Genomic DNA, 12,778 nt, shown 5'->3' with positions numbered 1-12,778 from the left:
GGGACACCAGCTGTGGCCCGGCAAAGCCGGTTCCACGCTGGTGCTTGCTTGATAGCGCGCCGCCTGTCCAGGTAATCCACGTATGGCCCACGAATGACCCAAGACACCTTTCTGAACCTGCGCCACATCCGCAAGGAGTTCGGCGGCTTCACCGCGCTGCAAGACATCAACCTGGACATCCGCAAAGGCGAGTTTGTCTGCTTCCTCGGGCCTTCGGGCTGCGGCAAAACGACGCTGCTGCGCATCATCGCGGGCCTGGAGGTGCAGACCTCGGGTGAGGTGCACCAGGGCGGGCGCGACATTTCGCGGCTGCCGCCGGCCTTGCGCGACTACGGCATCGTGTTCCAGAGTTATGCGCTGTTTCCGAATCTCAGCGTGGCCGACAACGTGGCCTACGGGCTGGTCAACCGCAAGACGCCGAAGGCCGAAGCGGCCAAACGTGTGAGCGAACTCGTCAAGCTCGTGGGCCTGCCGGGCAGCGAAGCCAAATACCCGAGCCAGCTCTCGGGCGGCCAGCAGCAGCGCATCGCGCTGGCGCGGGCGCTGGCCACTTCGCCGGGCCTGCTGTTGTTGGATGAGCCTCTGTCGGCGCTGGATGCGCTGGAGCGCGTGCGCTTGCGCCAGGAAATCCGCGCGCTGCAGCAAAAGCTGGGCGTCACCACCATCATGGTGACGCACGACCAGGAGGAAGCCCTGAGCGTGGCCGACCGCATCGTGGTCATGAACCACGGCCTCATTGAGCAGGTCGGCACGCCCATGGAAATCTATCGCGAGCCGGCTTCGCCCTTTGTGGCGGACTTTGTCGGCAAGGTCAACGTGATGCCGGTGAAGGTGAGCGGTGGCGAAATGAAATTCGGCGCGCTGTGCCTGCCCTGCGACGGCGCCGACCGCGAAGCCAAGATCTACCTGCGGCCCGAAGACGTGCTGGCACGGCCGATTGCCGCCGGCGACGCCCATGTGTTTGACGCGACCATCGAGAAGATCGAGTTCCTGGGCTCCTTCTGCCATGTGCACGTGGCCTCGCCCGCGCTGGGCGGGCACAAGCTCACGGTCTACCTCTCGCTCAATTTCCTGTCGGAGCAGTCGCTGGAGATCGGCTCCTCGCTGCCCCTCAAGCTGCTGCCCGAGCGCATCAAGGTGTTCTGATGCCGGTCTTCACGCCTCCCGCGCCACCCATGGTCAGGCAGCGCGCGCACTGGATAGACCACATCGCCTACGCGGCCCTGGCGCTGGTCGCCCTGGTCCTGGTCGCCTTCCTCGCCGCGCCGCTGCTGGCCATCCTGCAGCAGGCCCTGCTCGACAAATCCGGCGGCTTCGTCTGGTTCGACAACTTCATCGAGTACGCCAAGACGCCCGCCTTGCTTGAAAGCCTGTGGAACAGCCTTTGGGTGTCGGCGGTCGTCACGCTGGTCGCCGTGCCGCTGGCCTTTGGGTTTGCCTACGCACTGGCGCGTTCCTGCATGCAGTACAAGGCGCTGTTTCGCGGCATCACGCTGATCCCGCTGCTGGCACCCTCGCTGCTGTCGGCGATTTCGCTGATCTACTGGTTCGGCAACCAGGGCGTGCTCAAGGGCTGGATGCAGGGCATCGGCATAGACCAGATCTACGGCGCACCCGGCATCGTGGTGGCCGAATGTTTCGCGGTGTTCCCGCATGCACTGATGATCCTGGTCACGGCGCTGACGCTGTCGGACGCGCGCCTCTATGAAGCTGCCGACGCCATGGGCACCAGCGCCAGGCGCAAGTTCTTCACCATCACCCTGCCCGGCGCCAAGTACGGCCTGATCTCGGCGGCGCTGGTCACCTTCACGCTGGTCATGACCGACTTCGGCATTCCGAAGGTGATAGGCGGCAACTTCAACGTGCTGGCCACCGACGTCTTCAAGCTGGTCATAGGCCAGCAGGACTTCGCCAAGGGCGCGGTGGTCGCCATCCTGCTGCTGGCGCCGGCCGTGCTGACCTTCGCGGTCGACAAATACGTCAGCAAGCGCCAGACCGCGATGCTGACGGCGCGCGCCGTCCCTTACCGGCCCACACCCTCGCGCGGCTACGACTGGGCCATGACGCTGTACTGCTGCACCATTGCTTTCCTGGTGCTGGCCATGCTGGGCATGGCGGTGTTCGCCTCCTTCGCGAGCTTCTGGCCCTACAACCTCACGCCCAGCCTGCGCCACTACACCATGGGCCTGGTCGACGCGGAAGTCGGCGTCGGCTTCGTCAACAGCCTGAAGATGGCGGCGGGCACGGCTTTCTTCGGCACGGCGCTGGTGTTCGTCAGCGCCTATCTTCTCGAAAAAACCAAGGGAATGGACGGCCTGCGCGGTTTTGTGCGCATGCTGGCCATGCTGCCCATGGCGGTGCCCGGCCTGGTGCTGGGCCTGGGCTATATCTTTTTCTTCAACGCACCCGACAACCCGCTGAACGGCCTGTACCACACGCTGACCCTGCTCACGCTGTGCACCATCGCGCACTTCTACACCACCGGCCACCTCACGGCGGTGACGGCCCTGAAGGCGCTCGACGGTGAATTCGAAGCCGTCAGCGCCTCGCTCAAGGTACCCTTTTTCAAGACCTTCTGGCGCGTGACATTGCCGATCTGCACGCCGGCGCTGGTCGACATCGCGCGCTATTTCTTCATCAACGCGATGACGACGATCTCCGCCGTCGTCTTCCTCTACTCGCCTGAAACCAAGGTCGCCTCCATCGCCATCCTGAACCTCGACGAGGCCGGCGAAATCGGCGCCGCGGCGGCCATGGCGGTGCTGATCGGCGCAGCCTCGAGCATTGCCACCCTGCTGTTCATGGCGCTCGCATGGTGGGTCAATCGCCGCACACAAGCCTGGCGCACCAGTTCACGCTGACAACCTTCACCGCTTCCGTTCCCCGCGACTTCCATAAAGAGACAACCCATGGATAGAGACAAAATCCTTTTGACACCGGGTCCCCTGACCACCACCTTGCGCACCAAGCTCGCGATGCTCAAGGACTGGGGTTCCTGGGACAGCGACTTCAACGCCGTCACCGCCAGTGTGCGCAAAAGCCTGCTGGACGTCATCCACGGCCAGGATTCGCACGTCGTCGTGCCGCTCCAGGGCAGCGGCACCTTCAGCGTGGAGGCGGCGGTGGCCACCGTGGTGCCGCGCGACGGCCATGTGCTGGTGATGGACAACGGCGCCTACTGCAAACGCGCGGCCAAACTCACCACGCTGATGGGCCGGCGCTGCACCGTCATGCCTTTTGACGAAGCCGCCCAAGTCTCCCCGGCCGCGCTGGACGCCATGCTGGAGGCCGACACCAGCATCACCCACGTCATGCTGATCCATTGCGAGACCGGCGCCGGCGTGCTCAACCCGTTCAAGGAAGTGGCCGACATCTGCAAGACCCATGGCAAGGGCCTGCTGGTGGACGCCATGAGTTCCTTCGCCGCGATTGAAATCGACGCGCGCAAGGTGCACTTCGATGCGCTGGTAGCCGCCAGCGGCAAATGCCTGGAGGGTGTGCCCGGCATGGGCTTCGTCTTTATCCGCAAGGCGGTGCTCGACGGCTGCGCCGGCCGCAGCCAGTCGCTGGCCATGGACCTGCACGACCAATACGCCTATATGGAAAAAACCACGCAGTGGCGCTTCACGCCGCCCACCCACGTGGTGGTGGCGCTGGCCGAGGCGATTGCACAGTTCGAGGAAGAGGGCGGCCAGCCCGCGCGCCTGGCACGCTATGAAAGCAACTACCGCACGCTGATCGACGGCATGGCGAAACTCGGCTTCAAGCCCTTCCTGGATCCGGCTATCCAGGCGCCCATCATCGTGACCTTCCACGCACCAGCCGACAGCCGCTACGACTTCAAGAAGTTCTATGCCGCCGCGCGAGATCGCGGTTTTGTCCTATACCCGGGCAAGCTGACCCAGGTGGAAACTTTCCGGGTCGGCTGCATAGGCGCGATAGGCCCGAACGAGATGGCACAGGCAGTCCAGGCCGTAGCGGGTGCCCTGCAGGACATGGGCATCACCTCAGCCGCTCCAGCCGCCTGAACAGAGATCCCACGCTCGCGGGTCGTAGGACCTGGCAACGTGTCTTCACCAGCAGGGGCCGCGGAACCGGCTTTGCCGGGCCGCAGGCGCAGCGGCCCCCTCGGGGGGCAGCGAACCACACGAAGTGGGGAGCGTGGGGGCCTAATGGCTTCGGCGAAATGCTTCGGAGGGCAATTCGCCAAACATTTGCTGGTAGTCGTGCGCGAAATGACCAAAATGCCAAAACCCCAGGTCGGTTGCAGCCGCCGTCACGGACGTAGCGGTCTTGAGCGCCTGCCTGGCGGCGTTCAGGCGCACGGCGCGCAGATAGGCCAATGGGCTGATGCCCAGCGCCGTCTGAAAACCGTTTTGCAAGGTTCGCCGGCTCACGCCGAGTTGCTCACACAGCGCCAGCACCGTGGGCGGTTGATCGAGTTGCGCATGCACCAGCTCGCGGGCGCGCCGCGTCAGCGCCCAATGCCCATGGGTGCCGACAGAATCGACGCAACCCGTCGGGGCAAGAACCCGGCCGAGTTGCTCCATCACGCTGTCGAGCATGGCGGCCTGCACGGCAGGCGACTGCAGCAGCGCAGGGGCCGCCTCCACCGTATCCAGCACGCCGGTCACGCACTGCCTGAGCCCCGCCTGCGCCGCGCCATCCAGCCGGCGCAAGCCGGCCTGCGCGCCGAGCCGGGCCTGCAGCGCCGGATCGTGCTCACCGCAGCGGCGCCAGGCGGCTTCATCAAGCTCCAGCCCCAGCATCACATGGCGGCGAGACGAGCGGAACTCAAAACCCGACTCACCCGAAAACACATGCAGCGCCCCTGCATCACTGGGTGCACCGCAAAACACGCTGGGCCCATCAACCTGCAGCGGCAAACCCAAGGCCAGCGCACCATCACGGATCTGGCCGGTCTGGTAGACCGATTCCCGCAGGCTTTCCACAAAGAGTCGCAAGCCCGCGAATTCCAGCTGCCGCACCTCCCCACCAAAAGCCCCGCGCGAAAGCTGCAGGTAGCTCTGGTTCCAGCCCGTGAGCGCAGCTGCCTGCTCGTCCGCGTCGGCAAACGACGCGTGGGACAACAGAGCCGGCAGGGCGGTATCGGAAGGACGTGCCATCGCCGCATTCTTGCAGGATTCGTGCCGCATGCAAGCTACGCTTTGAAACAGTTCGACTTACTTTCGCTCACTTTGCCGGCGCCTCATCCACGCAACTTGCCGAAATGGGATTTCAGCGCGTCCACCCCCGCCCTAGGATGCAAGGCGGCCCCACCGGGCCCTCAACCCTGCAAGCTCTAAGGAGGTACCCATGTCAGAACGTTCCAGCGTCCAGTACGCGAAAGTCGACGGCAGCTACTTTGAAAAGAGGGGACTGCGCCGCTATGCCGGCGTCTGGTCGCTCTGGGCCCTCGGTGTGGGCGCCGTGATCTCGGGCCACTTCGCCGGCTGGAACCTGGGCCTGGCTACCGGCTGGGGCAGCATGCTGCTGGCCACCATCATCATTTCCGTGATGTACCTGGGGCTGACCTTTTCGCTGGCCGAAATGTCGCCCGCGCTGCCGCACACCGGCGGTGCCTACTCCTTCGCCCGCACCGCCATGGGGCCCTGGGGCGGCTTCCTGACCGGGCTGGCCGAGAACGTGGAGTACGTGCTGACGCCGGCCGTCATCGTGTTTTTCATCGGCAGCTACATGGGCAGCATCTTCGGCACGCCGCCGGCCTGGCAGCCGCTGTGGTGGATAGGTTTTTACGTCGTCTTCATCGGCCTGAACATCGTCGGTGTCGAGCTGTCCTTCAAGATCACGCTGGCCGTCACGCTGCTGGCGCTGGCCTGCCTGGTGGCCTTCTGGGTCAGCGCCCTGCCGAAGATCGACTTTGCGCGCTGGGCCATGAACGTGGGCGCCGGCGGCGCCGTGCTGCCCGAGGGCCGCGGCCCCTTCCTGCCGATGGGTTTCGGCGGCGTGCTCGCGGCCCTGCCTTTTGCCGTGTGGCTGTTCCTGGCGATCGAGCAGCTGCCGCTGGCCGCCGAAGAATCGGTGGACCCGCGCCGCGACATGCCGCGCGGCATCATCGCCGGCATCTTCACGCTGATTGTTTCCGCCTTCATGATCCTGTGGCTCAACCCCTCGGTCGCCGGCATAGGCTCGCACGCGCTCAGCACCTCGGCCGAGCCGCTGCTGGACGGCTTCAAGGCGATTTACGGCAGCGGCATCGCCAAGGTGCTGGCGCTGGTGGCGGTGCTGGGCCTGGTGGCGAGTTTCCACACCATCATCTTCGCCAAGGGCCGGCAGATCTATTCGCTGAGCCGGGCCGGCTACTTTCCCTCGGCCTTATCGGTCACCCACGGCAGCCGCAAGACGCCCCACATCGCCATGATCGTCGGCTCGGTGGTCGCGCTGGTGGTGATGTTTGTGCTGTGGTTCACGCTGGGCGTCGACAAGGGCTCCGCCGTGATCGGCGGGACCTTGCTGAACATGGCGGTGTTCGGCGCCATGTTTTCCTATGTGATGCAGGCGCTGTCCTTTATCCGGCTGCGCAGCAAGCTGCCGCACATGGAGCGCCCCTACCGCAGCCCGCTGGGCGTGCCGGGCGCCGTGCTGACCCTGCTGATCGCACTGGTCACCATCTACTTCCAGCTCAGCGACCCGGTCTACCGCATCGGCGTGCTCTGGGTCGCGCTGTGGTTCGCCATCGGCGTCAGCTACTTCGCGGTGATGGGCCGGCACCGGCTGATCCTCTCGCCCGAAGAAGAATTCGCGATCAGCCTGGCCGAAAAGGGCCGGGCCGCCGCCCATCCCTGAACCACAAGGCGACCCACACCATGGCCAAAAAAGCTCCCACCCCCTCCGCCTCACGCGGCGTGCTCGACGCGCTGCGCAAGTCGGGGGCCAACAAGATGAAGGTCGCCGTCAGCGACATCGACGGCGTGCTGCGCGGCAAATACCTGCACAAGGACAAATTCTTCGGCGCGGCCGAACCCTATCCCGGCGGCGGCTTCGGTTTTTGCGACGTGGTGCTGGGCTGGGACATGATGGACAACTGCTACGACAACACCACGGTGACCGGCTGGCAGCACGGCTTTCCCGACGCGCTGGCCCGGCTGGATCTGGCCACGCTGCGCCACGTGCCCTGGGACAACAAAGTGCCTTTTGTGCTGGGCGAGTTCGTCAACGCAGACGGCACGCCGCATGCCGTCTGCCCGCGCCAGACGCTCAAGCGGGTACTCAAGCGCGCCGAAAAGATGGGCCTCATGCCCATGACGGGCATGGAGTTCGAGTGGTTCAACTTCCTGGAGACGCCGCAGAGCTGGGCCGCCAAGAACGGCGTGGGCGCCGAAAAACTCACACCCGGCATGTTCGGCTATTCGCTGCTGCGCATGAACCAGAACCAGGGCTTCTTCAACGCCATCATGGACGAGATGCTGGCCTTCGGCATCCCGATCGAGGGCCTGCACACCGAGACCGGCCCCGGCGTCTACGAAGTCGCCATCGCCTTCAGCGAAGCGCTGGAGCAGGCCGACCGCGCCATCCTGTTCAAAACCGGCGCCAAGGAAATCGGCTCGCGTTTCGGCATCATGCCCAGCTTCATGGCCAAACCGCACCAGCAGCTGCCGGGTTGCAGCGGCCACATCCACCAGAGCCTGTCCGACGGCAAGAACAACCTGTTCTACGACGCGAAAAACCCGCGCAAGATGAGCAAGCTGTTCGAAAGCTATATCGCCGGCCAGGTCGCCTGCATGATGGAGTTCGGCCCCATGATCTGGCCCACCATCAACAGCTACAAGCGCCTGGTCGACGGCTTCTGGGCGCCCGTCAAGCCGACCTGGGGCATGGACAACCGCACCGCGAGCTTTCGCGTGATCGCCGGCAGCCCCAAGGCCACCCGGCTGGAGACCCGCTGCCCGGGCGCCGACGTCAACCCCTACCTGGCCATGGCGGCGGTGATCGCGGCCGGCCTGCACGGCGTTGAAAAAGGCCTGAAGCTGGGCGCGCCCATCACCGGCACCAACGCCGGGGCCGAGCACATCGCGCGCGCGCCGCGCACGCTGATAGAAACCACGCGGATTTTCCAGAAATCGGCGATTGCGCGCGACTGGCTGGGCGATACTTTCGTGGACCACTTCTCGGCCACGCGCGAGTGGGAATGGCGCCAGTGGCTGGACGCCGTGACCGACTGGGAAATGAAACGCTATTTTGAAATCATCTAAGGACTTGATGCAGATCCGCCGCCTTGAAATCTCCGACGCACCGGTGTACCGGGAACTGCGCCTGCGCGGCCTGCGCGAACACCCCGACGCCTTCACTTCCAGCTTCGAGGAAGAAACCCTGCGCCCGCCGGCCGACACCGAAAAGCGCCTGTCCGCTACATCGGACACTGTCATGTGGGGCGGCTTTATCGACGGCACCCTGGCCGGCGTGGTCGGCATGACGCGCGAAACCCGGCTGAAAAACAGCCACAAGGCCACGCTGGTCGCCATGTACGTCGCGCCCGAATACGGCGGCCGGGGCCTGGGCTTGGCCCTGGTCAACACCGTCGTGCAGACGGCCAAAGCCGCGGGCGTAGAACTGCTGGTCCTGACCGTGACCGAAGGCAACCGGCAAGCCGCTGCCCTGTATGAACGCGCCGGCTTCGCGGCTTTTGGCGTGGAGCCCGACGCCATCCGCGTGAACGGCGTACCGTACGGAAAACGGCATATGTATTTGCAACTGACTTCCGCCACCTGACCCTTACCGCAACCCGAAAAAACACCCCATGAGCACCACCAACTTTTCCTTCCCCACCGCCATCCGTTTCGGCGCCGGCGCGCGCAAACAGGTTGCCGAAACCCTGCTGGCCGCCGGCTGCAAGCGCCCGCTGATCGTGACCGACAAGGCACTCGGCGCGCTGCCCGTGCTCGCCGAGTTCAAGACCCACCTGGCCGGCCTCGACGTGGCCGTGTTCTCGGGCGTCTTCGGCAACCCGACCTGCAGCCAGGTCATGGACGGCGCCGCGGCCTATAAAGCCCACAAGGCCGACTGCGTGATCGGCTTCGGCGGCGGCGCGGCGTTGGACGTGGCCAAGGTGGTGGGCATCGCCGCCACGCACGAGGGCGACATCCTCGAATACGTCTGGGACCACCCGAAGGTGCGGCCCATCGTCAACGAACTTCCTTATTTCGTCGCCCTGCCCACCACCTCGGGCACCGGCTCCGAAGTCGGCCGCTCCTCGGTCGTGAGCGAAAACGACACGCACATCAAACGCGTGGTGTTCAGCCCCAAGATCCTGGCCAAGGTGGTGTTCGCCGACCCGGAACTCACGCTGGGCCTGCCGCCGCACGTGACGGCCGCCACCGGCATGGACGCGCTCACCCACAACATCGAAAGCTATCTTTCGCCGGCCTACCACCCGCTGTGCGACGGCATTGCGCTTGAAGGCACACGCATCGCCGCGCGCGCGCTGCTCACCGCCGTCAAGGAACCCTCCAACCTGCAGGCGCGCAGCGACATGATGATGGCCTCCATGATGGGCGCCATCGCCTTCCAGAAAGACCTGGGCGCGGTGCATTCCTGCGCGCATGCGCTGGGCACCGTCTGCGACCTGCACCACGGCCTGGCCAATGCGCTGATGATTGACACCGTGCTGGCCTGGAACTATGAATCCGCGCCCGCCAAGTTCGACGAGTTGGCCCATGTCTGCGGCGTGGCCGGTGGCGGCAAGGCCCTGGTGCCCTGGCTCAAACAGCTGAAGGAAAGCGTGGGCATCACCGGTTCGCTATCAGCCCACGGCGTCAAGCGTGAGCACCTGCCGCGCCTGGTGGAGATCGCCACGGCCGATATCTGCCACCAGACCAACCCACGCCCTTGCAAGGCCGAGGACTTCCAACGATTATTTGAGGCAGCCCTATGATCGCCGCCAGCCGCTTGAAGATTGGTCTGTCAGCGTGCTTCTCGCACGCCGACCCGACACGCTCCTACTTCACCGGCAAGACGCTGCAATACGTCGAACAGTCGATTGCGCACTGGGTCATGTCCTCGGGCGCCATGGTCGTCATGGTGCCTTGCCCCACGGGCAGCACGCAGCGCGGCGACGTGACCTACGAACATTACGCACAGTGGCTGGACGGCTTGGTGCTGCACGGCGGCGCCGACGTCTGGCCCGGCAGCTACGGCGAGGATCCGCTGGAAGAAAAATGGTCGGGCGACCGCGTGCGCGATGAATACGACAAGGCCCTGGTGGCCGCGTTTGAACGAGCCGGCAAGCCGGTCTTCGGCGTCTGCCGCGGCTTGCAACTGCTCAATGTGGCTTTCGGCGGCACGCTGTACCAGGACATCAACACCCAGGTGCCCGACTCCTTTGTGCACCGCGACGCCGCGACCTACGACCAGAACTTCCACAGCGTCAACATCGTCCAGGGCTCACGGCTGTCGGCGCTGTACCCCGGCGTGGAGCGCGCGCGCGTCAACAGCATCCACCACCAGGGCATCAAGGACCTGTCGCCCGAATTCGAAGCCGAGGCCTTCAGCGTGGACGACGGCATCGTGGAGGCCATACGCCGCAAGGACAAGACCAAAAGCTACATCGCCGCCACCCAGTGGCACCCTGAATTCCACAAACCCGGCTCCGACACCATAGACGACGCCGCCGTGCTCGACGATTTCCTCACGGCCGTGGCCGCCGCCAAACACAAAACCAGACCAGCATGAACACACTCACCATCCAGAATCCCGCCACCGGCGCGCTGATCGCCGAACTGCCCGCCGACGACGCGGCCTCCGTCGCCGCCAAGGCCAAACGCGCGCGCGCCGCGCAGCCCGCCTGGGTGGCCGTGCCCCTGGCCGAACGCAAGGCCTGCATCACGCGCTTTCGCGCGGGCATCGTCGCCGAGCTCGACGCGCTGGCCGCCGTCATGACGCGCGAGACCGGCAAGCCGCTCAAGATGTCGCGCAACGAACTCAATGGCCTGCTGGGACGCATCGACTTCTTCCTGGCCGAGGCCGCCGGCGCCACCGACACCCAGACAGTGTTCAACGAAGGCGGCATGACCGAGCAGATCGAGCACACGCCGCTGGGCGTGGTCGCCAACATTTCGGCCTGGAACTACCCCTGGTTCGTCGGCGGCAACGTCTTCATCCCAGCGTTGCTCACGGGCAATGCGGTGCTCTACAAGCCTTCGGAATACGCCGCCATGACCGGCGTGGCGATCGCGCGCCTGCTGCATGCGGCCGGCGTGCCGCAGGACGTGTTCATCCCGCTGATAGGCGGCGGCGCGGTGGGCGCGGCCCTGATGGAGCAGAAAATCGACGGCCTTTTCTTCACCGGGTCGTATGCGACAGGCGCGAAGATCGCGCAGGCCATGGGCCCGCGCATGGCCAAGCTGCAGCTCGAGCTGGGCGGCAAGGACCCGACCTATGTCAGCGAAGACGCCAACGTCAAGAACGCCGCCGAGTCGCTGGCCGACGGCGCGATGTACAACACCGGCCAGAGCTGCTGTTCGGTCGAACGCATCTATGTGCACGAGAAAATTTACGACGCCTTCGTCACCGCCTTCCTGGAAACGGTGAAGACCTTCAAGATGGGCGACCCCATGAGTGAAGACACTTACATTGGCGCCATCACGCGCGCGCCGCAGCTCGACGTGCTGGACGCCCAGGTTGCCGACGCCAAAGCCAAGGGCGCAACCCTGCTGGCCGGCGGCAAGCGCGGTGCCGGCCCCGGCAACTGGTATGAGCCCACGGTTTTCAGCAACGTGAACCACAGCATGGAACTGATGCGCGAGGAAAGCTTCGGCCCCCTGATCGGCATCCAGAAGGTTTCGGGCGATGCCGAGGCGGTGAAGCTCATGAACGACACGCGCTACGGCCTGACCGCCGGCGTGTTCACGCCCGACGAAGCACGCGCCAGGGCCCTGCTGGCCCAGGTCAACGCCGGCAGCGTCTACTGGAACTGCTGCGACCGCGTGAGCCCGCGCCTGCCCTGGAGCGGGTATGGCGACTCGGGCGTGGGCTTGACCTTGTCGACTTACGGAATACAAACCTTCACAAGGCCCAAAGCCTGGCATCTTCGCCAGGCTTGACCCCATGAAGCTCACCCTCTTCGACCTGGACCACACCGTGCTCAACGGTGACAGCGACGTGCTGTGGTGCGATTTCCTGATCAAGAAGGGCATCCTGGGGAAAACCGAGTTCACCGCGCGTAACGCCGACATGGCGGCGCGCTACAAGGCCGGCACCGTCGGGCTCAAGGAGTTCGCCGATTTTTACGTGGGCACGCTGGCCGGGCGAACGGCGGAGGAGTGGGAGCCGCTGCGGCAGGAATTCCTGGCCGACTGGATCGTGCCGCGCGTGACGCCCGCCGCGCTGGCGCTGGTCGATAAACACCTCGAAGCGGGCGACCTGGTCGTCCTGACCACCGCCACCAACCGCTTCATCACCGAACTCACGGCCATCTATTTCGACATCGAGCACCTGATCGCCACCGAGCCCGAGATGCGCGGCGACTTGTTTACCGGCAGCACCACCGGCGTGCTCAATATGCGCGAAGGAAAAGTGGAACGCCTGCATGCCTGGCTCGCCGCGCGCGGCTTGCATTTCAAGGACTGCAAGAGCACGGCCTACAGTGATTCCATCAACGACCTGCCGCTGCTCGAAGCCGTCAAGCACCCGGTGACGGTGAATGCCGACGCGACGCTGGCCGCCATCGGCGGCAAGCGAGGCTGGCCGGCGCTACAACTACATTGAGAGCCGCACCAAGGCCTTCGCAGGTCCGATAACGGCCAGCGCGATAACGCGGCCC

11 protein-coding genes are annotated in these 12,778 nt (G+C 65.2%); 10 read left to right on the top strand and 1 reads right to left on the bottom strand.

The genetic code is table 11. The features are described 5' to 3' along the window. The first annotated feature begins 93 nt into the window (after positions 1-93). The 3 genes from AC1D0O_RS21695 to AC1D0O_RS21685 are packed head-to-tail and all read left to right on the top strand — an operon-like array spanning position 94 to position 4,028. Positions 94-1,146 (top strand): putative 2-aminoethylphosphonate ABC transporter ATP-binding protein, encoded by a 1,053-nt coding sequence (locus AC1D0O_RS21695; RefSeq protein ID WP_477655567.1) that lies wholly within the window; start codon positions 94-96, stop codon positions 1,144-1,146. Continuing rightward, positions 1,146-2,861, top strand: coding sequence for a putative 2-aminoethylphosphonate ABC transporter permease subunit (locus AC1D0O_RS21690; RefSeq protein WP_477655566.1), 1,716 nt, complete (start codon positions 1,146-1,148; stop codon positions 2,859-2,861). The genes AC1D0O_RS21695 and AC1D0O_RS21690 overlap by 1 nt, the downstream gene beginning before the upstream one ends. 48 nt (positions 2,862-2,909) lie before the next feature. Continuing rightward, a complete protein-coding gene (locus AC1D0O_RS21685) occupies positions 2,910-4,028 on the top strand; it encodes a 2-aminoethylphosphonate--pyruvate transaminase (protein ID WP_477655565.1) in 1,119 nt (372 codons plus the stop codon). A gap of 141 nt (positions 4,029-4,169) precedes the next feature. Here the strand turns inward: AC1D0O_RS21685 and AC1D0O_RS21680 are convergent, their stop codons facing one another. Further along, the gene (locus AC1D0O_RS21680) at positions 4,170-5,126 is read right to left on the bottom strand and encodes a helix-turn-helix domain-containing protein (RefSeq protein ID WP_477655564.1); all 957 of its coding nucleotides are present in this window, start codon (positions 5,124-5,126) and stop codon (positions 4,170-4,172) included. Positions 5,127-5,316: 190 nt separating this feature from the next. Between AC1D0O_RS21680 and AC1D0O_RS21675 the strand changes: the two genes are divergently transcribed. Genes AC1D0O_RS21675 through AC1D0O_RS21645 form a run of 7 tightly spaced genes read left to right on the top strand, consistent with a single transcriptional unit; the run spans position 5,317 to position 12,723 of the window. Beyond that, complete coding sequence (locus tag AC1D0O_RS21675) at positions 5,317-6,807, top strand: amino acid permease (RefSeq protein WP_477655563.1); 1,491 nt, start codon at positions 5,317-5,319, stop codon at positions 6,805-6,807. A gap of 20 nt (positions 6,808-6,827) precedes the next feature. Further along, entirely contained in the window at positions 6,828-8,213 is a 1,386-nt protein-coding gene (locus tag AC1D0O_RS21670) for a glutamine synthetase family protein (RefSeq protein ID WP_477655562.1), read from the top strand. Between the two features lie 7 nt (positions 8,214-8,220). Further along, the gene (locus AC1D0O_RS21665) at positions 8,221-8,730 is read left to right on the top strand and encodes an N-acetyltransferase family protein (protein WP_477655561.1); all 510 of its coding nucleotides are present in this window, start codon (positions 8,221-8,223) and stop codon (positions 8,728-8,730) included. 28 nt (positions 8,731-8,758) lie between these two features. Beyond that, a complete protein-coding gene (locus AC1D0O_RS21660; protein ID WP_477655560.1) occupies positions 8,759-9,892 on the top strand; it encodes an iron-containing alcohol dehydrogenase in 1,134 nt (377 codons plus the stop codon). After that, on the top strand, positions 9,889-10,689 hold the full coding sequence (locus AC1D0O_RS21655; protein WP_477655559.1) for a gamma-glutamyl-gamma-aminobutyrate hydrolase family protein: 801 nt from the start codon (positions 9,889-9,891) through the stop codon (positions 10,687-10,689). Before AC1D0O_RS21660 ends, AC1D0O_RS21655 begins: the two co-directional genes overlap by 4 nt. Next, on the top strand, positions 10,686-12,059 hold the full coding sequence (locus AC1D0O_RS21650; protein WP_477655558.1) for an aldehyde dehydrogenase family protein: 1,374 nt from the start codon (positions 10,686-10,688) through the stop codon (positions 12,057-12,059). Before AC1D0O_RS21655 ends, AC1D0O_RS21650 begins: the two co-directional genes overlap by 4 nt. Positions 12,060-12,063: 4 nt before the next feature. Further along, positions 12,064-12,723, top strand: a complete 660-nt coding sequence (locus tag AC1D0O_RS21645; protein ID WP_477655557.1) for an HAD family hydrolase — start codon at positions 12,064-12,066, stop codon at positions 12,721-12,723. The last annotated feature ends 55 nt before the right edge of the window (positions 12,724-12,778 follow it).

Source organism: Polaromonas sp. P1_F2 (genome assembly GCF_056405735.1).
This window is presented reverse-complemented; position numbering and strand designations above follow the sequence as displayed.

Coding starts and splice junctions, on each gene's coding strand:
- AC1D0O_RS21650 (WP_477655558.1), top strand. CDS start 10,686: ATGAACACACTCACCATCCAGAATCCCGCCACCGGCGCGCTGATCGCC.
- AC1D0O_RS21680 (WP_477655564.1), bottom strand. CDS start 5,126: ATGGCACGTCCTTCCGATACCGCCCTGCCGGCTCTGTTGTCCCACGCG.
- AC1D0O_RS21660 (WP_477655560.1), top strand. CDS start 8,759: ATGAGCACCACCAACTTTTCCTTCCCCACCGCCATCCGTTTCGGCGCC.
- AC1D0O_RS21655 (WP_477655559.1), top strand. CDS start 9,889: ATGATCGCCGCCAGCCGCTTGAAGATTGGTCTGTCAGCGTGCTTCTCG.
- AC1D0O_RS21645 (WP_477655557.1), top strand. CDS start 12,064: ATGAAGCTCACCCTCTTCGACCTGGACCACACCGTGCTCAACGGTGAC.
- AC1D0O_RS21685 (WP_477655565.1), top strand. CDS start 2,910: ATGGATAGAGACAAAATCCTTTTGACACCGGGTCCCCTGACCACCACC.
- AC1D0O_RS21665 (WP_477655561.1), top strand. CDS start 8,221: ATGCAGATCCGCCGCCTTGAAATCTCCGACGCACCGGTGTACCGGGAA.
- AC1D0O_RS21695 (WP_477655567.1), top strand. CDS start 94: ATGACCCAAGACACCTTTCTGAACCTGCGCCACATCCGCAAGGAGTTC.
- AC1D0O_RS21690 (WP_477655566.1), top strand. CDS start 1,146: ATGCCGGTCTTCACGCCTCCCGCGCCACCCATGGTCAGGCAGCGCGCG.
- AC1D0O_RS21670 (WP_477655562.1), top strand. CDS start 6,828: ATGGCCAAAAAAGCTCCCACCCCCTCCGCCTCACGCGGCGTGCTCGAC.
- AC1D0O_RS21675 (WP_477655563.1), top strand. CDS start 5,317: ATGTCAGAACGTTCCAGCGTCCAGTACGCGAAAGTCGACGGCAGCTAC.